The 18,555-nt window shown below is 46.3% G+C and carries 17 protein-coding genes; all 17 read left to right on the forward strand.

All coding sequences use genetic code 11. The features are described from left to right. The first annotated feature begins 9 nt into the window (after positions 1–9). The 17 genes from M301_RS02360 to M301_RS02440 all read left to right on the forward strand — a co-directional run bounded on the left by M301_RS02360 (position 10) and on the right by M301_RS02440 (position 18,537). Positions 10–3,123, forward strand: coding sequence for an efflux RND transporter permease subunit (locus tag M301_RS02360; RefSeq protein WP_013147156.1), 3,114 nt, complete (start codon positions 10–12; stop codon positions 3,121–3,123). 215 nt (positions 3,124–3,338) lie between these two features. Then, the gene (locus M301_RS02365; RefSeq protein WP_013147157.1) at positions 3,339–4,088 is read left to right on the forward strand and encodes a hypothetical protein; all 750 of its coding nucleotides are present in this window, start codon (positions 3,339–3,341) and stop codon (positions 4,086–4,088) included. Positions 4,089–4,189: 101 nt separating this feature from the next. Then, positions 4,190–4,444, forward strand: a complete 255-nt coding sequence (locus tag M301_RS02370) for a hypothetical protein (RefSeq protein WP_013147158.1) — start codon at positions 4,190–4,192, stop codon at positions 4,442–4,444. A 243-nt stretch (positions 4,445–4,687) separates the two neighbouring features. Continuing rightward, entirely contained in the window at positions 4,688–5,128 is a 441-nt protein-coding gene (gene gspG / locus M301_RS02375; protein WP_013147159.1) for a type II secretion system major pseudopilin GspG, read from the forward strand. A gap of 33 nt (positions 5,129–5,161) precedes the next feature. Next, entirely contained in the window at positions 5,162–6,343 is a 1,182-nt protein-coding gene (locus M301_RS02380; RefSeq protein WP_013147160.1) for a type II secretion system F family protein, read from the forward strand. 2 nt (positions 6,344–6,345) lie between these two features. Beyond that, positions 6,346–8,028: a GspE/PulE family protein gene (locus tag M301_RS02385; protein WP_013147161.1), complete on the forward strand. Its 1,683-nt coding sequence runs from the start codon at positions 6,346–6,348 to the stop codon at positions 8,026–8,028. After that, complete coding sequence (locus tag M301_RS02390) at positions 8,009–8,848, forward strand: hypothetical protein (protein WP_013147162.1); 840 nt, start codon at positions 8,009–8,011, stop codon at positions 8,846–8,848. Before M301_RS02385 ends, M301_RS02390 begins: the two co-directional genes overlap by 20 nt. Positions 8,849–8,923: 75 nt before the next feature. Continuing rightward, positions 8,924–9,388 (forward strand): PilN domain-containing protein, encoded by a 465-nt coding sequence (locus M301_RS14135; RefSeq protein ID WP_190274931.1) that lies wholly within the window; start codon positions 8,924–8,926, stop codon positions 9,386–9,388. Further along, entirely contained in the window at positions 9,370–9,939 is a 570-nt protein-coding gene (locus M301_RS02400; protein WP_148218568.1) for a hypothetical protein, read from the forward strand. Before M301_RS14135 ends, M301_RS02400 begins: the two co-directional genes overlap by 19 nt. Before the next feature lie 44 nt (positions 9,940–9,983). After that, positions 9,984–10,481, forward strand: a complete 498-nt coding sequence (locus M301_RS14140) for a hypothetical protein (protein WP_148218569.1) — start codon at positions 9,984–9,986, stop codon at positions 10,479–10,481. Then, positions 10,478–12,994, forward strand: coding sequence for a cohesin domain-containing protein (locus M301_RS02410; RefSeq protein ID WP_013147166.1), 2,517 nt, complete (start codon positions 10,478–10,480; stop codon positions 12,992–12,994). The genes M301_RS14140 and M301_RS02410 overlap by 4 nt, the downstream gene beginning before the upstream one ends. Then, a complete protein-coding gene (locus M301_RS02415) occupies positions 12,991–13,479 on the forward strand; it encodes a type II secretion system protein (RefSeq protein WP_013147167.1) in 489 nt (162 codons plus the stop codon). Before M301_RS02410 ends, M301_RS02415 begins: the two co-directional genes overlap by 4 nt. Then, the gene (locus M301_RS02420) at positions 13,479–13,886 is read left to right on the forward strand and encodes a type II secretion system protein (protein ID WP_013147168.1); all 408 of its coding nucleotides are present in this window, start codon (positions 13,479–13,481) and stop codon (positions 13,884–13,886) included. The genes M301_RS02415 and M301_RS02420 overlap by 1 nt, the downstream gene beginning before the upstream one ends. A 95-nt stretch (positions 13,887–13,981) precedes the next feature. After that, the gene (locus M301_RS02425) at positions 13,982–14,446 is read left to right on the forward strand and encodes a type II secretion system protein (protein ID WP_190274932.1); all 465 of its coding nucleotides are present in this window, start codon (positions 13,982–13,984) and stop codon (positions 14,444–14,446) included. Between the two features lie 15 nt (positions 14,447–14,461). Beyond that, positions 14,462–15,121: a response regulator gene (locus M301_RS02430; protein ID WP_013147170.1), complete on the forward strand. Its 660-nt coding sequence runs from the start codon at positions 14,462–14,464 to the stop codon at positions 15,119–15,121. A gap of 274 nt (positions 15,122–15,395) precedes the next feature. Continuing rightward, complete coding sequence (locus M301_RS02435) at positions 15,396–16,967, forward strand: multicopper oxidase domain-containing protein (RefSeq protein ID WP_013147171.1); 1,572 nt, start codon at positions 15,396–15,398, stop codon at positions 16,965–16,967. Between the two features lie 10 nt (positions 16,968–16,977). Next, positions 16,978–18,537: a multicopper oxidase domain-containing protein gene (locus tag M301_RS02440; RefSeq protein ID WP_013147172.1), complete on the forward strand. Its 1,560-nt coding sequence runs from the start codon at positions 16,978–16,980 to the stop codon at positions 18,535–18,537. Positions 18,538–18,555: the final 18 nt, after the last annotated feature.

Raw genomic sequence — 18,555 nt, forward strand, 5'->3', positions numbered from 1 at the left:
ACAAGAATCATGATTAACCGCATTGTAAGATTTGCATTAACTCAACCTGTATTTGTAATATTAGGCTTAGTGCTATTTGTGCTGGGTGGAGTCATTGCGTTTATCAACTTACCGATTGAAGCCTTTCCTGATGTGTCCGACACGCAAGTTAATATTGTTGCGCAATACTCGGGGCGTGCTGCGGAAGAAGTTGAAAAGCAAGTTACTATTCCAATTGAAGTTGCAATGTCTGGCATGCCAAATATGGTGCGTATGTTCACGCATACTCAATTTGGCTTGTCTTACATGATGATTACATTTAATGATAAACCAACAGATAAAGAAGCTCGTCAGCTTGTTTTTGAGCGCTTAAGAGGTATTGATTTACCTGCGGGAGTTGAGCCTGACGTTGCTCCACTGTCTACCTCCATTGGAGAGATTTACCGTTATCGCGTTAAAGGCGATCACCTTAATTCCCGCCAGTTAAGAGAAATTGAAGAGTGGGTGGTTGAAAAAGCGCTAAAGAAAGTACCTGGGGTTGCTGATGTCGTTTCTATGGGCGGTGCACTTAAGCAGTACGAAGTAAATCCTGATTTAGCCAAAATGCGAGATGCGAAGATCACCTTGGCTCAATTATTCTCATCTTTGACTCGTGCAAATGCCAATGCTGGAGGAGGCGCAGTTTCACAGGGACCACAGCAGTTTTTAGTTCGCTCTTTAGGAACATTCAGAACCTCGGCCGATATTGATCGCGTTGTGGTAGGTGACAATGGCAAGGGCGTACCTATACTGATAAGAGATGTGGCAGTTGTTAAGGAAGCTAATGCACCAGTACAAGGGTTAGTGGGCCAAGATAATACTGATGACATAGTCAACGGCCTGGTGCTAATGCGCAAAGGTGAGAATCCTTCTGAACTACTTAAAGGCATCAAACAAACCATCAGCGATCTTAATGACCATGGGCTGCCGCCAGGTGTGGAGTTAAAGCCCTATTATGATAGATCATGGTTGATTGAAAAAACGCTGCATACAGTGTTTGGTAATCTAATTGAGGGGGCGTTGTTAGTTACTTTTGTACTGTTAATGTTTTTAGGTAACTTACGTGCAGCGCTTATCGTAGCTTGTATTATTCCCCTCGCCGTATTATCCACATTCCTAGGCCTGACTTTTTTACACATGCCAGCAAACCTTCTTTCACTTGGAGCAATGGATTTCGGCATTATTGTTGATGGTGCGGTGATTGTAGTCGAGAATGTATTTTTGCGACTTGGGAACATGAGTGACGAATCACAGCATCACTTTAATGAGCGAAGAAAGGCCATATATAAAGCAGTCACCGAAGTGGGTCGCCCCACCTTATTTTCTATGCTGGTGATTATTGCAGCACATATTCCCATATTTACGCTACAACGTGCTGAGGGACGTATTTTTTCACCTATGGCATTCTCAGTGACCTCAGCATTAATTGGATCATTGATATTATCACTCACATTAGTGCCGCTACTCTGTTTGTGGTTGTTGCGTGACCGTATTCCGCATCATGATAATCGCTTACTTAGCTGGTTTAAGAAAATTTACCAGCCAGCTTTCTCATGGGCTGTCATTCGCCCAAAGCAGATAATTAGCATAGCTTTAGTTTTATTGATAGCTGCGCTGGCTTTGGGTACACAAATTGGAACAGAATTTTTACCAGAGCTTGATGAAGGATCTATCTGGGTAAACGTCACATTGCCTTCATCAGTTTCTCCTGCAGAGGCGCTATTGTCCGCTCGGCGAATTCGTGCGGCATTACATACAGTGCCAGAAGTAAAAACTGTTATTTCAAAAATTGGCAGACCTGATGATGGATCAGATCCTAAAATATTTAATGGGGGGGAATTTTTCGTAGAGCTCGCACCAGAAGAAACTTGGCGTAAAAATTATAAAAAAGAAAAAATTATTAATGAGATGGGTAATGCTGTTTCAGTATTACCTGGAGTAGAAGCAACATTTTCACAGCCAATTAGAGATAATGTGCTGGAAAGCATTTCACAGATTGATGGTCAGATTGTGATAAAAGTGCATGGCGATGATTTGCCGCTTTTAAGAAAAACGGCAAGAACAATTACTCAGCAAATCTCTAAGGTTGCAGGCGTTGCAAATGCTTATATCGATCGTGATGGTGACTTGCCGCAGGAGGTCATTGATATCGATCGCGATGCTGCAGCCCGTTATGGGATTAATATTGGCGATATTCAAGATGTGATAGAAACAGCTTTAGCGGGTAAGGCTACGACTGAATTATGGGAAGGAGAGCGTCACTTTTCTGTTGTTGTTCGTTTAGCTGAAGCGCAGCGCTCACTTAGCAAGTTGGACGACTTACTTATTGCTGCGCCAAGCGGAGCACAGATACCGCTTAGTGAGCTTGCACACTTTAAACAAACCGTTGGAGCAATGAATATTGCACGAGAAAATGGTCAGAGGGTGGTTTCTATAGGCATTTTTATTAAAAATCGCGATATGGGTAGTGTGGTGACGGACATGCAAGCCAAGGTAAAGTCTTCTGTCAACATCCCGAATAATGTCAACATATCTTGGTCAGGAGAGTTCGAAAACCAGGAGCGAGCAATGGCAAGGTTGGCTGTTGTTGTCCCACTCTCTATATTGCTTATTTTTGTATTGCTGTTTGATGCTTTTGGATCGTTTAAAAATGCTTTATTGATAGTGGCAAATATTCCATTCGCGTTAATTGGGGGCATAGTTGCGCTATATATTACTTGCATCCCATTGTCAGTTTCAGCCGCTATTGGTTTTATAGCTTTATTCGGACAGGCTGTGCTTAATGGCGTTGTCATGGTGTCAGTATTTGACCAGTTGATTGCCGAAGGCAAGACGCCAGAGGAAGCTGTGCAAGAGGGAGCAATGTCCCGTCTGCGTACCGTTTTAATGACTGGTTTACTTGCGATGTTTGGCTTGTTACCTATGGCGCTCTCACATAATATTGGCGCAGAAACACAAAGGCCGCTAGCTGTAGTTGTCATAGGGGGCTTAATTAGCGCAACATTATTGACGCTTTTAGTGCTGCCTTCAGTGTATTTATGGGTAGTTAAAAGATATGGTGGAAAATCCAATTCAAACGAAAGCGAAGAAACAGCGCTATATTAAATTCACTTCTAAAATTCATAGACTGTAGAATAGATAGGCGCACTGTTAAGCTAATAGTGTCAGATTAACTATTAGCTGACTTACTTAAATTTATATAATTTATAAAGCTTCTATATTTAAAATATTAAGAGCGAGCTCAACATGTTATCCGTGATTGCTTGTTACAAAAACTGATAAAAGTAGTAGCTTTTGTAAGCTATAGGTCAACAATACATATGTTAAAAAAATTATTAATTTATATCGTTTTTTTCTTGATGCAAGGGTCTTTAGCATTTGCGGATACAACAAATCCATCACCTGAGCTTAGCTTTGAGAAGGGTAAGCCGATTGAATATAAGCTCAGTCTAGGTGACTACTCCACACAAAGTGTGCATTCAAATGATATTAACTTAAGAGCTGAAAGGGATAATCAGCGAGCTTGGGTTGGGTACTACAAAGAGAGTTCAACAGGATTTGACCAGTGGCGGGGTGGATATGAACGAACTGATCAGCTGTTCATGGTGAACTTAGATACGTCGCTACAAGTCGCAACACATGGGTTTCTCGGAGGTTCAATTACGGCTACTACAACCGATCCATTTTTTGGAATGATTGGTTATGGTGTGACAAATTTAAAACCATACGCCAACCTTAACTTTGATCCTAATGATGCAATTACGCTTGGTGTGGGTTATAAAAAAGAAAATGGCCCCAGCGTTACACTATTTGTGGTGCGTGATGTCAGAGTAGTGCCTGGGCAACAGAATACGCATTTATTGATGCAGTTCCCCTTACAAAATAAACAACGCTTCTCACTTGATGTGTTTAATAAAAGTGGCCCTACAGATCCAGGGCAGTCGATTAATAGCGTTGGTGCATCTATTACCTATGATTGGCCAAGCTATTTTTTACGAATTGCATATGATCCAAAAGTAAATTTTACTCAGGATGATATGACTAGAATCACAATTGGAATACGATTTTAATCTAATGTGAATATATGTTTAATTGCTGCTTCAGCATATATACTTAGTTTATAGCTTTCTGTAATTTTCCCTCTTTCATGGCTGTAGATAGGTGTCTATTGATGAATCTGAAATTAAAATTTTTGCTAACGTACTTTGTTGGACTTACTTCAATTTGCTTGATGGCGGCTTGTTCCGAACATCAAGATTCAATCACAATCAATGAAAAAGCTAAATTAACTAAAGAGCTCATCATCGATAGCTCAATATGTGAGGCATTTAGTAGAAAGCTTTTAACCCCAGCTTTAGATGCCATTGCTATTGAAAAAATCTACCATGAAGCAATGACGGCTAAATGTATTCAAAAAGATGTTTAGATATTGATACATTTTAGTTTAGAACTCCGCCCATTAAGATTAACTGAATGTTAGTCTGCTCTGTACAGTGTTTACCTAAGACAAAAATAAGGTACTCCCTGTATAAGAGAATACAGCATTTGCCCCAGAGCTTCTTACAGTCTCTACGACTATCCTAACTCCATAATATGTTTTGTTATACGCTGCCCTTAGAAGGTGGTGGTTAAAACAGACTAGTTGCAGTATTTAGGAGGAGACTAAGCCATGCCACGGTATGTTGCACGTACCATTTCACCCTCTAGGTCCAGCATGGGCTTTACACTTCTTGAGCTACTTGTGGTGATGGTTATCATCGGCTTGTTGGCAGGTTATGTTGGCCCCAAGTATTTTGCACAAGTGGGTAAATCCGAGATTAAGGTCACTAGAGCGCAAATCGATGCGATGGAAAAAGCCTTGGATCAGTATAGATTAGATACTGGTCACTATCCCTCTACAGAACAAGGCTTGGCTGCGCTGAATACTGCGCCGACGAATGAGCTTAAATGGAGTGGGCCTTACCTAAAAAAGAATGTTCCGCTTGATCCATGGGGCAACGCTTATATCTACAAAATGCCTGGCGATCATGGCGAGCTTGATTTGTTTTCCTATGGCAAAGATGGTCAGCTTGGGGGCGATGGTGAAGCAGCCGACATTACCAATTGGTAGCCAAGGTGGCAGATTTGCCACAAGGGGATAGCCATGCGTTACGAGGTAAAAGCTTTTATGGAAGGTGCTGGAGTCACGACACTGACTTTTGAGGCGCTGGATGAGCGCGAGGTCATTGGTCAGGTAAAGGCTCAGGGTTATGCTGTACTCGCAGTAAAACCAAAACAGGCGTCGAGTAAGTGGGGAGGCGGGCAGTTTTCACTGGTTTTATTCAGCCAAGAGCTTTATGCCTTACTGGAAGCAGGTCTGACGCAGGTTGAGGCTTTCGAGACCATGGCGGAAAAAGAGACACGTACTGAAAACCGGAAAATGCTGGTGGAAATAATCTCCAAGTTACGCGAAGGACATTCCCTTTCTACTGCCTTGCAACAATTCTCCTCTGTGTTCCCGGCACTATACGTGTCCACTATTCGAGCTAGTGAGAAGACTGGTGATTTGAGTGAGTCGTTGTCACGTTATATCGCCTACCAATCTCAAATGGATCTGGTACGCAAAAAAATCGTCAGTGCATCCATTTACCCAGTACTGCTGATAGGTGTCGGCAGTCTTGTCACCTTATTTCTTATGCTCTATGTCGTGCCAAAATTCAGTAAGATTTACGAGGATATTGGTACGGATCTGCCATTTTTTTCTAAATTGCTGATGAATTGGGGGCATCTGTTAGATACGCACAAGGCGCTGGTATTTGCAGGTTTGGTAGGGTTTTTGATAACGGTAGTGTATGTCGTATCGCAACCAGCTTTTCAGCAATGGATGATGCGTTGGTTGTGGCGTATCCCCGCAGTGGGCGAGCGCATCAGGGTTTACCAACTGGCGCGCTTCTACCGGACGCTGGGTATGTTGCTGCGCGGAGGTATTCCTGTGGTGAGTGCATTGGAAATGGTGTCGGGTTTGTTGCAACCAATATTGCGTAGGCAGCTTGTGCAGGCTTCAAACAGTATTCGTGAAGGCAAGCCGATTTCGCATGCCATGGAACAGTTCGGTTTGACCACGCCTGTTGCACTGCGTCTGCTTCGTGTGGGGGAGCGCACTGGCGGCATGGGCGAGATGACCGAGCGAATCGCCAACTTTTACGATGATGAAATGGCGCGCTGGGTGGACTGGTTCACTCGGCTATTTGAGCCACTACTGATGGCTTTTATTGGGTTGATCATTGGTGGCATCGTCATCATGATGTATTTCCCAATTTTTGAGCTTGCTGGGAGCATCCAGTGAGTATGGTCGAGACAGAGGCAATGAGAGTCACACTTGATCATTTGCATCAGGCGAAGATGCAGGCCAAGCATAGTCATCGTCCGGTGCTTGATGTACTGGATGAAATGCTTGCGCTTCCTCCAGTTGAGTTTACGGCAGCGTTGGGCGAGACATTACATTATCCTGTGCTGAAAATGTCAGATTTGCAGCGCTTAGCGCCAGCTTTCGAGGTCATCGAATTTACTCAAGCACTAGAGCATGAATGTCTGGCGCTGTGGAATGAGGACGGCAAGCTAATTATCGTGTTTGGCGACCCGTTCGATGCTGGTGTACAGGCGTGGACTGAAGATAAAGTTACACAACATTTTGAGTGGTATCTGGCTAATCGTGCAGATATTTCCGCCTATCTAGCGCAACACGAAAAAGGTTTGCGCGCCATGGATAGTGTGGTGACGGAAGGTGAGCAGCATCTGCGTAACGGTCACGAGGTTGAAAACCTGTCGTTCAAATCCATCAGTGAAGATACCAGCACCGTGGTTAAGTTGGTGAACTCGACTTTGTACGATGCATTGAAGATGGGCGCCAGCGATATTCATATAGAAACTGGAGCGTCTGGACTGGTCATCAAATATCGTATTGACGGTGTGTTGACCGCGATGAACGCTGTGGAGGGGATAGACCTCGCAGAGCAGGTGTTGTCTAGAATTAAGGTGATTTCTGAGCTAGACATCGCGGAACGGCGAGTACCTCAGGACGGACGCTTCAAGGTTTCCATTCATGGGCGTGAAGTGGATTTCCGCGTGTCTATCATGCCTTGCATATTCGGTGAGGACGCAGTGTTGCGTATTCTAGATAAACAGGCGCTGTCTGATCAGGTGAAAGGGCTGCGTCTTGATTGTTTGGGATTCGATGACCAAGCCATCGCCATGTTGCGCAGACTCGCTAACGAGCCTTACGGCATGATGCTGGTCACAGGGCCAACGGGTAGCGGCAAGACTACTACGCTCTATGCGGCAATTACAGAGATCAATCATGGTAAAGACAAAATCATTACCATTGAAGACCCAGTGGAGTATCAATTATCTGGTGTGCTACAGATACCCGTGAATGAGAAGAAGGGGCTTACCTTCGCTCGTGGTTTGCGATCTATTTTACGGCACGACCCAGACAAGATCATGGTAGGTGAGATTCGTGATCCTGAAACGGCTCAAATCGCTATTCAGTCGGCACTGACCGGACATTTGGTACTGACAACGGTGCATGCAAACAATGTGTTCGATGTTATCGGTCGCTTTATGCATATGGGTGTTGATCTCTACAGCTTCGTTTCCGCCATGAACGGCATTCTGGCACAGCGCTTAGTGCGTATTAATTGCCCACATTGTGCCGTTGATTATGTGCCAGATACAAAGCTACTGGCGGACTCTGGCATCACACCAACGCAGGCTGGTAAGTTCACGTTCCGTGTAGGGCATGGCTGTGGGCAGTGCCGTGGTACTGGCTTCAAGGGCAGAAAAGCAATTGCCGAGTTGCTGAATCTCAACGATGAGATTAGAGAACTCATCGTGGCGCGTGAGCCGATTCGGGTCATTAAAGAAGCTGCGCAACGCCACGGCACACGATTTCTGCGTGAGGCAGCTGTGGATTTGGTTCGTCAGGGTGAAAGTACATTAGAGGAGATTAACCGTGTTACTTTCGTTGAGTGATGAGGTGCGGATTAGTTTACGCCCAGATCGGGTGAGTATAGTGCGACTGCATCAAGAGTTGTTGCGAACTAAGGTCGTGGCGAGTAAGACTGAGTTCTGTGGCTCCGTTGAAAGTGGTGAGGCGTCGTGGCAGCCTACACTGCGCGCTTTGCAGACTGGGCTATCGAGCGTTGGCAGCGGCAGAATGAATGCGACGGTCATTCTCTCCAACCACTTTGTGCGCTATGTATTGATTCCATGGGGCAATGAGTTGAGCAACGATAGTGAGGAGCAGGCTTATATCCGTCACTATTTTTCCGTCTCTTATGGTCATGATGTCGATGATTGGGTATTGCGACTGAGCACTAACGGCTATGGCGAAATGCAGGTGGCGAGTGCAATAGACCGAGGTTTACTGGATGGGCTGGAGCGAATTGTTAGTGCACGTGGTCTGCGTTTTGTCTCAGCACAACCTTATTTAATGGATGAATTCAACCAGTGGCGGAGTCGATTCAATAGTCCTAAGGTCTGGTTTGTTTTGGCTGAACAAGGCAGGTTGTGCATTTCACTGCTAGAGCAAGGCAAGTGGCGCAGCCTGCGGACGATGAAAGTCGACGATACTTGGCTTAGCAGATTGCCGCAGCTATTAGAGCGGGAATTTAGTTTATCGGATAGTGGTGCTGAGCGTGGCGTGGTATTTCTGTTTGCTCCAGAGGTTGTCGATAAATCTGCACTGCCTGTAAGTGGCTGGACGGTCAATTGGTTGAGAGCTACTCCAAGTGAGAGTAAAGGCATACGACCTGCGAGTCACCTTGCTAGCGTCAAGCTTAGGAGTGGATAGAGCATGCGTGCATTATCTCTAGATTATCGAAGAACTAACCGGTTTTGGCACTGGGTGGGAATTGCTATTTTAATTTTGGCAATCGGGGGTGCTGTAAAGCTGGGTTCTTATTATCTTGTGTTGTCTAAAGAGATGACGCATCTAGAAAATCTCATCGCTAGAATTGAACGCAAACTGCACTCTAACCGCATTGCACCGCCTACCAGTGTCGCTGAAATGCAGCGGCTTGAAGTTGAGGTGAATAGCGCCAACGACGTGCTACTTAAAATGGGGCTACCTTGGGATGTGTTGTTCCAAACGATGGAGGCATCCAATAACGATAATATCGCCTTGCTTGGAATAGATCCAGACTCTAAGAAAGGGAAGATTAAGGTCAGTGGCGAAGCTAAAGATTTTGATGCGCTTCTTGGATATATCAGGACTTTGCAGAAGAGCAATTTCTTTACTGAGGTGTATCTCCAGCATCATCAAGTACAGGAGCTGGATCCAGATAAACCCATACGTTTTACATTGGATGCATCATGGAAAGACCAACACTAAATGCCATGAGGTTCTACGTGAGCCACTGGGCAAGTCGCCTAAGCTGGCCATGGATGGCTGTGATGGGATTATTGGTGTTCAGTGGAGGTATCTTCTTTTCTGTAATCGAGCCTGCTCAACACGAGCTCAGTACCTTGCGTCAGCATTTGCTGTCTTTGCAAAAGCAGGTGAAGAACTCCGCAAAAATACCTGCCATGCCAACCCGCGCTACTTCACCAACCCAGCTAGCGGTTTTCTATCATTACTTTCCTGATGAGCAGAGCCTGCCTGACTGGCTGGAAAAGATACTTGGTGCAGCCGATGAGAATGAACTGGTGCTGACTGAGGGCGATTACCACATTGCCCGAGATAAGATAGGCAAACTGCAACGCTACCAGATCAGGCTGCCGATCAATGGGTCGTATCTTAATATTCGAAAATTTCTAAGTAAAGTGTTGTCTGACCTGCCAGCATCATCGCTGGATAGCGTTAAGTTTGAGCGCCAAAAAATTGGAGACAGTGGCGTCGCAGCTACTATTGAACTGACGCTCTACTTTGGGCGAACATCATGAAACAGTTTTTAAAAAAGAAATGGATACTATTAGGGCTGGCTTTATTGGTAGCAGCGACCTACGTCGAGTGGCAAGATACAAGTGGTGCTGGAATGGGCTCATCTGCCAATATCGTGAAAGTCAATATCCGCGAGGCTGGCAAGCCTGTGGTTAGACATGTTGCCAGTGTGGCTGAGATCGCTGATGTGAAGCTCGATAGCTTAGGCAAGCGAGACATGAGCACAGTGAAAATGATCAATGTATTTGAGAAAAAATCATGGTTCATCCCACCGCCTCCCCCACCGCCGCCTCCAAAGCCCAAGCCACTGCCTCCTCCAGAACCAGTGGCGCCCCCTTTGCCTTATGCTTATCTAGGCAGCTACCAAGAGCCCGGTGGACATCTCATTATTTTTCTAACTAAAGGGGAGCGCATGTATTCGGTTTCTCCCGGAGATATTCTTGAAAGCGTCTATCGCGTAGATGGGATAGTCGGCGGGCAACTTAGCCTGACTTATATCCCTTTAAATACCAAACAAACCTTGAACGTCGGGGAGTCATCATGATGCTGCGTCATTATTTTAATTTTGTTGCTAAAGATATACCGATTCCCAATCGTAAATGGCTGACTTCATGCGTACTCACGATGATATTGCTTGGTTGCGCCAATGACATGTTGCCGCGTAAATCGCTGGATTTGACAAATGAAGTGCGTCTGGAAGATGGATTAAGCAAATTGGAGCAAGCATCTATTAGCTCACCCGGAAATATGGCTTACCGTGCCGATTTTGTGCGAGAGCGTGACCGGGTGATTAATAAGTTACTGTTACTTGGTGATCGAATGCGTGAACAGGGTCAACAGGATGAGGCGGCATCTTACTTTCAACGGGTGCTTCATATTGATGCTGATAATGCACGTGCTAAGTCTGGCCTTGAATCCATTACCATGGATAGGCGGCATGATGCGGCTTTAGAAGAAGCGCGTGAGTTACTTGAAAAAGGTGATTTGGATGGTGCAGAAGCCAGACTGCAGAATATCTTTCTGGAAACCCCAACGCATGCTGAAGCGCTTGCTATGAAGCAGGAGATTGAGGTGCAGCGCGCTAAGCGCATCCAGATGAGCACACCGATATTGCAATCAAAGTTCAAAAAACCTATTTCGCTTCAGTTTCGGGATGCTAATCTGAAAATGGTGTTTGAAGCATTGTCTCGCACCAGTGGCATCAACGTTCTACTGGACCGTGACGTCAAGAATGACCTAAAGACTACCATTTTTGTTAAAGATGCTTCCGTTGAAGATACCATTGGATTGATTCTGATGCAGAATCAATTGGAAGAAAAAGTGCTGAATGAAAACACCGTTTTCATCTACCCGAGTACTCCTGCAAAAATTAAGGAGTATCAGGAGTTAGTCATTCGCACTTTTCATCTCGTTAATGCGGATGCCAAGCAGATGCAGACGATGATTAAAACGATGCTGAAAACCAAAGACATCTTTATTCATGAGAAAACGAATTCGCTAGTGATGCGCGACACACCAGAGGCTGTGCAGCTCGCGGAAAAACTAGTCGCTGCACAGGATCTAAACGACCCGGAAGTGATGCTTGAAGTAGAAGTACTTGAAGTCTTACACTCTAAAATGACCGAGATTGGGGTGCAGTGGCCAACTCAGTTCGGCTTATCTGTCACAGATGCACCGTCTACACCAACCACTACTGTAGGTCTTGGCGGTGCAATCCAAACGACCACTCCGCCACCCGTTCCACTTACCTTGGAAGGGTTACGAAACATCACTGGCAGCAACATTAAGGTCACCCCACTGAGCCTGCTTCTTACGATGAAAAAAGATGTTGGTGATACTAACTTGTTAGCCAGTCCGAGAATTCGTGTCAGGCAGCATGAGAAGGCGAAGATTATGATTGGCGACCGTGTGCCAGTGATTACCAACTCAGTCACACCCGTTTCTACAGGAACGCCAGTTGTCACTGGCAGTGTCCAGTATTTGGATGTTGGACTTAAGCTGGAGGTTGAGCCAGATATTCACATTGATGGCGAAGTTGCCATCAAGACATATCTAGAAGTGAGCAATATTGCTAACCAAGTGACGAATGCGACATCTGGTACGATTGCCTATCAAATTGGTACACGCAATGCCAGTACCGTATTGCGTTTAAAAGATGGCGAGACACAAGTGCTCGGTGGTTTGATTAGCGATGAAGATCGCAAGTCCGCGTCTAAAGTGCCAGGGCTAGGGGATTTGCCGATACTTGGACGGTTATTTTCTTCACATAATAATAGTAAGACCAAGACCGAAATCATTCTCTTTATTACGCCGCATATTATTCGCAATATTCATCAGCCTGCTGCTGATTTATCAGAATTCTGGTCAGGCACAGATGCGACATTACATAGCAAACCCATGTCATTGCAGCCTGTAGGGGTGGCTAAAACAGGCTCGTCTTCTAATACTGTAGTGCCACAGCAAGCCGTGGTATTGCCACCAGTACCACAAGCGACTGTTCCAGCGGTGCAAGCTGTACCTCCGACGACTGAGCCTGTGTCTCAACCTAAAACAAGCCCACAGGCCAAGGCTCAACCACCGGCCACGGTAGTGCCTACTCCAGGCAAATTACTGCCAGGGATAAGACCGGCGGCAGCACCGCTCACGCTTTCATGGCTAGCTGGTACGCAGGCACAGGTTGGCGAACAGTTTAGAGTGGTGGTAAATGCGCAGACTGCGGCCAAGGTAATCAGTGTGCCGATTCAGGTTGGTTTTGATCCAGCGGTGTTGGAAGCGGTGGATGTCACTGAAGGTAGTTTTCTGAATCAGAATAACGTGCAAACGGCATTTGACAGTAGCATTGACCAAGCCGGCGGAAAGATATCGATCAATATGTCGCAGCCTGGGCAGATTGGTAATGCTGGCAGAGGTAGCCTAGTGACCATCACATTCAAAGCGATTGCCGTCAGCCCTCAGTCACAGATTACCGTATCTTCCGGCGGTGCGACTGACGCTACTGGTCAAGTATTACCTATGCGTCTGCCTACACCGCATAACGTCATGTTGCTAAATCCATGACAAAAGAGACACACAATCAGCTAAAAGGGTTCACCCTGATCGAATTAGTGATTACGGTGGCTATCATGGCATTACTCTCTTCGGTGGTATTTCCTATGGCTGAAGTGGCAGTGCAGCGCAGCAAAGAACAGGATCTGCGCACTTCGCTGAGGCAAATTCGCGAAGCCATTGATGCCTACAAAGAGGCTGCGGATGAAGGGCGGATTCTCATGAAAGTGGATGAGTCTGGCTATCCGCCATCGCTGGATATTCTTGTGGAAGGGGTTTCCGATGCTAAGAGCCCACTTGATCGCAAAATATATTTTCTACGGAGATTGCCGCGTGATCCATTCGCGAAAGACCCTCATATCCCAGCTGCCGAAACTTGGGGTAAACGCAGCTATGCCAGTAGCCCTAACGAACCACAGGAGGGTAATGATGTTTATGATGTTTATACGCTGTCCACTGGCGTCGGTTTGAGTGGGATAGCCTACCGGGAGTGGTGATGACTTCTGTAGATAAACTGATAGTGGCGAATAGGCAGAGCAGAGGTGGCTTTACGCTGATTGAACTGCTGGTCGTGATGACTATTATCTCGCTCTTACTTACCTTAGCGACACCACGGTATTTTGGTAGTGTGCAGCGGTCTAAGGAAGCTGTATTGAAACAAGATCTGGCACAGATTCGCGAAACTTTGGACAAGTATTACGGGGATGTCGGAAAGTATCCAGATACCTTAGATGATCTGGTCGTACGAAAATATCTCCGAAGTATTCCTAGTGATCCCATCACTGAGAGTAACTTGACTTGGCAAATCGTTCCACCAGAAGACCCTGACAAAGGCGAAGTTTATGACGTGCACAGCGGTGCTGAAGGAAATGGCGCTGACGGGTTGCCATACAAGGAGTGGTAGCAATGCTTCAGCTACAAAGAAAAGCGTCGATAACACTGTATAAATCGCACATAAAAGGATTCACTTATATTGGTGTACTAGCGGCAATTATTGTCATGGGGGCTATACTAGGCGCAACTATAGAGGTGTGGCATACTTCATTACAACGGGAAAAAGAGCGTGAGTTGTTGTTTGTTGGCAATCAATTTCGATTAGCGATTTGGCATTACTATCGAGATGGGAAAGCCTATCCAGTGACTTTGGAGGATTTACTAAAGGATCCTAGACAGCCTGCTATAAAACGTTATCTGCGCAAGATTTACCACGACCCGATAACGGGGGGAACTGAGTGGGGTTTAGTGTTAGGAGACCATGGGGAAATTATAGGTGTACATAGCCTGTCAGAGAATCAGCCGATAAAGACGGCTGGATTCTCTGCAGCAAACAAAAGCTTTGAAGATGCAGAAAAATATTCTGACTGGGTTTTCAGCTATCAGGTCCAGCAGTCATCGGCGAGAGCCGCAAAATTACATATTACCGACCCGCAGTGGTCAGACCCTAAGTGGTCAAAGGTAAAATAGAGTTAGGGGGATATTATGCTTACTGTACAACGCATTGTTATTGTCGAAGATCATACTCTGCTCAGACAAGGCTTGTCTGCCATGATTTCAGCGGATCCGGATGTTGAAGTTGTCGGCGAAGCTGATAATGGACGCGATGCAATTAGGCTTGCTGGCAGCCTATCTCCTAACTTAATGCTGATGGACCTATCTATGCCAGGTACTAATGGTACAGAGTCGATTTTGGAAATCAAGCGACGTTATCCTAAAATTAAAGTACTGGTGCTGACGGTACATAAAGCAGAAGAATATGTTCGAGAAGCGCTTAAGGCTGGTGCGGATGGTTACGTGCTCAAACATGCGACGCTTGCCGAGCTGATGGTGGCAATTAAAAGCGTTCTAAGGGGGAAAACTTATCTTAGCCCAGATGTTGCTGAGCAGGTCGTGAGCGGCTATCTTTTTGGCGGTAAAGGTCCGAATCAAACTTCGACCTGGGACTCTATCACCTTACGCGAACGCGAGGTGTTGAAACTCATTGCAGAAGGGCATCCTAATAAATTTATCGCTAACTATCTTTGCGTGAGCGTTAAAACCATAGAAAAACACCGTTCCAATCTGATGAAGAAATTGGATATGCACAACGCGGCATCACTGGCAGTCTTTGCCATTGAAAAAGGCTTAATAGTGCCGCAGTAAAGGCACCTAAATGTTGTTTTGCATAAGGGCTTGGTTTGCTTGCAGACTAAGCCCTTATGTCATGGAAACTTGCTTGTCCCTCTAGTATCACTACTGCATTTATCTACAGTCTTATAGGGTATTCACCCTAATAGAATACATTCCCCACCTAACTGCGCTAATTGATGTTGCAGACTAAACTCGCTACTAAGTCATAAAAGTTTACTTTGCCGTATTCGATGATGGGCACGGCAAATAATCACAACTTGCAATAGCTTAGCGTTTGGAGATTGCCATGAATAATGCGACGACATCATGCCAACGGGTGACTGAATGTTTCCCAATAGTGACAATGTTTTTATTTCTTTCCCTTGCTTTTCCGGCAATGGGGGGGTCATTCGGGGTTCAGTGCCCATCGGCAACTACTGCGCATCCGACAGGAGATGGTATCAAGTGCCAACAGATCTCCGGTGGTGATGGTTTCGCGACTATGGGTGATGGTACGCAGACCTATCTATTTGCATTCGGCCCGCTCTCTGGTTTGGCTAACATTGTAAAAGGTCTGCCTGGCACCCAGCCTGCATCGGTGTTCAATGTCGACTCAACTGATCGCACCGATCTTACCAGTGGAGCTCCATATCCTGGGTACACATTCAATGGTGCCGTGGGGATAGTGCCAGATCCTGAATCGATTCCAGTTGCCAACCAACTCAATGGTCATGTTGATCCACGTATCATCATGGATGTCGGTGTGTTGAATGGTAGCAGCCCAGCACCACTGATGGCGATTGACGAAGACGACGAGTTTTTTCTCACCCTCACAAATGTCGGTATGATTATGCGGCCTGACCTGTTCGAGCAACATACTGTTCACTTTCACGGCTATGCTAATGCCTCTGCGTTCTATGACGGCGTGCCAGATGCCTCAGCCGCCATTAATATCGGTGGTAGCTTCACCTATTACTATCTGGCGCCAGATGCTGGAACCTACTTCTGGCATTGCCACATTACGCCACCTGAGCATTTGCAGATGGGTATGGTTGGGCAACTCTATGTGCGACCACGGCAGGACAAAGTCGGCACGATTGCAACGCCAGTCAACTTACGCACAGCTCAGAATGCTTACGAGGGGCCTGCCAACGTCGCCTTACTGACCTCTACGAGTGTTTCTGCCGCGGCTAAAACTGCGGAATACGAACGCCTCCGTAAGAGCTGTAACGGCGAGTTACTTTGTCCTGCCCCAGTGCCAGCAGTGGACACTGGTGCTACCAACAACGGAACAAAAAAATACGCCTATAACGATGGTGATGGGTCAACCGCTTACGACGTCGAGTATCCGCTTCAATTACATGGTTTCGATCCAAACTTTCACTTCGTTGGTATGACTTTTAATCCAGAAAGTTTTGTTGACCTCAAGGACAAGCACTTCCTGATGAACGGGCGCAGTTATCCAGATACCATCAATCCGGCGCCATTGAGTACGCAATCTTCAGATGGTTTGCCACGTTTTTCACAACCGATGTCAGCCATCATCAATATTCCAGTAGGCGGTAAAGCGCTTCTACGCATATCAGACCTTAACGTGACTGAGTTTCATACATTGGCTTCGCTAGGTATTCCTATGCGTGTGGTTGGCATGAACGCCAGACTGCTACGTGATCAAGATGGTAATAATATGGCCTATGACACTAACTCCATCACACTCGGTGGTGGCGAGTCGATTGACGTGATTTTGGATGCCTCTAATCCCAAGTACACCGTGGGTCAGAAGTTCTATCTTTACACGCCACAACTTGACCATCTGTCCAATGATGCAGAGAACTTCGGCGGCATGATGACCGAGGTCAATATCGTTGCCAGCATTTAGGAGAATAGACATGCCTAACATCACAAACATGACTTGGATCAATAAGGCTTTGATCACGAATCTTGCCTTGCTGACAGCGACTATGGTTTTATTACTACAGATCGTACCCGTCAATGCAGCAGTGCCTGGTATTACTGGAACGAACTTTGACCTCATTGCCGAACCCGGTTTTATTCACCAGCCAGATGGCGCAAGTGTCTATTCTTGGGGTTACGGCTGCGATAGTTCATTGACACCCAATTTCGCGCCTGCGTCGATTTCAGGCAATTGTCCGTCCATGCAACTTCCCGGACCAACGCTCATTGTGCATCAGAATGACACGGTAACAGTCACCTTGCACAATAACCTACCAGCGGCTGCCGGTAACACCTCAATTCTTTTTCCTGGTTTTCAGGTGACTGCGACTGGTGGTGTGGCTGGATTATTGACCCAAGAGGCTAAACATGCCGACACTGTGACTTATACCTTTACGGCAACGACGCCCGGTACTCATAGCTACTATAGCGGCACACAAGGTGATTTGCAGGTAGAAATGGGGCTATATGGCGCACTTATCGTCTTGCCTACTACAGCTAATACAAGTGTTTGTTCTGACACAAAGAACGATCAAGCTCGAGCCAGTAACAGCCAGCCTGACTTCCGTCTTGCTAAAGCTGCCTACGACCATGCTTCAGCATGTTACGACCGTGAGTACATATTCCAATTCTCTGAGATGGATCCAAACATCCACCGCCAAGCTGAGGAGCAGGCGGCATTGCCATGCACACAAGCTGCTGGGTGCATGCTCGTTGCCACCGAGCCGTATGTGCCTGCTTACTTCATGGTCAATGGTAGATCCATGCCAGACCTGATGGAGCCCAACTATGCGATGCACCTCCCACACCAGCCATACAATGGCAGTCCACACATGCATCCGGGTGAGCTGACTTTGTTACGCGTCATTGGTGCTGACCGCTGGCAGCATCCATTCCACGAACACGGCAACCATGTACGTGTTTTGGCGAGGGACGGCAATATGTTGCTGACTGCAACGAATAAGCTGGCTGGGCCACTACTTTTCACCACCACCACCACACCTGGCATGACTTTGGATGGCATCTTTCAATGGACAGGCAAGGGTCTGAATTGGGATGCTTATGGCCATGGTTTAAAAGATGGCGTAGCGGTTGATAGTAGCGTTTGCACGCCCGATGCCAATGGTTACTATACGGGCAACCCAGCTGCTTCAAACTATTACGAGTGGTGCGGCGATCACAACAAAGCGCTGGAATCCAAGCCATTTGGTCAAGTTGGCAGTGGAGGCCCAGTGACGTTGCCGGATGCCAATATTCTAGCCAATGGTGCATGGTATGGCGGCAGTCCCTATCTCGGACCAGATGCCAACGCAAGGTCGGTAGGCTCTACACCAATTCCACCGTCCGGCACTGTCGGCAACGATACTGGCTCATTTGCCTATATGTGGCACTCACATAATGAACGAGAAATTACAACGAATAACGCCTTTCCTGGCGGAATGATGATGATGATGCTTGTAGATCCATGGGTTACCAGCATTAACGAAGCAAATTAGAGCACGGGGAGAAATATC

The organism is Methylotenera versatilis 301 (assembly GCF_000093025.1).
Classification (GTDB): Bacteria; Pseudomonadota; Gammaproteobacteria; order Burkholderiales; family Methylophilaceae; genus Methylotenera; species Methylotenera versatilis.

Bases quoted from the DNA above. Each gene is read 5' to 3' on its own strand.
- M301_RS02385 (WP_013147161.1), top strand. From the start codon at position 6,346: ATGGTCGAGACAGAGGCAATGAGAGTCACACTTGATCATTTGCATCAG.
- M301_RS02360 (WP_013147156.1), top strand. From the start codon at position 10: ATGATTAACCGCATTGTAAGATTTGCATTAACTCAACCTGTATTTGTA.
- M301_RS02440 (WP_013147172.1), top strand. From the start codon at position 16,978: ATGCCTAACATCACAAACATGACTTGGATCAATAAGGCTTTGATCACG.
- M301_RS02435 (WP_013147171.1), top strand. From the start codon at position 15,396: ATGAATAATGCGACGACATCATGCCAACGGGTGACTGAATGTTTCCCA.
- M301_RS02415 (WP_013147167.1), top strand. From the start codon at position 12,991: ATGACAAAAGAGACACACAATCAGCTAAAAGGGTTCACCCTGATCGAA.
- M301_RS02370 (WP_013147158.1), top strand. From the start codon at position 4,190: ATGAATCTGAAATTAAAATTTTTGCTAACGTACTTTGTTGGACTTACT.
- M301_RS02430 (WP_013147170.1), top strand. From the start codon at position 14,462: ATGCTTACTGTACAACGCATTGTTATTGTCGAAGATCATACTCTGCTC.
- M301_RS02380 (WP_013147160.1), top strand. From the start codon at position 5,162: ATGCGTTACGAGGTAAAAGCTTTTATGGAAGGTGCTGGAGTCACGACA.
- gspG (WP_013147159.1), top strand. From the start codon at position 4,688: ATGCCACGGTATGTTGCACGTACCATTTCACCCTCTAGGTCCAGCATG.
- M301_RS02400 (WP_148218568.1), top strand. From the start codon at position 9,370: ATGGAAAGACCAACACTAAATGCCATGAGGTTCTACGTGAGCCACTGG.
- M301_RS02420 (WP_013147168.1), top strand. From the start codon at position 13,479: ATGACTTCTGTAGATAAACTGATAGTGGCGAATAGGCAGAGCAGAGGT.
- M301_RS02410 (WP_013147166.1), top strand. From the start codon at position 10,478: ATGATGCTGCGTCATTATTTTAATTTTGTTGCTAAAGATATACCGATT.
- M301_RS02365 (WP_013147157.1), top strand. From the start codon at position 3,339: ATGTTAAAAAAATTATTAATTTATATCGTTTTTTTCTTGATGCAAGGG.
- M301_RS02425 (WP_190274932.1), top strand. From the start codon at position 13,982: ATGGGGGCTATACTAGGCGCAACTATAGAGGTGTGGCATACTTCATTA.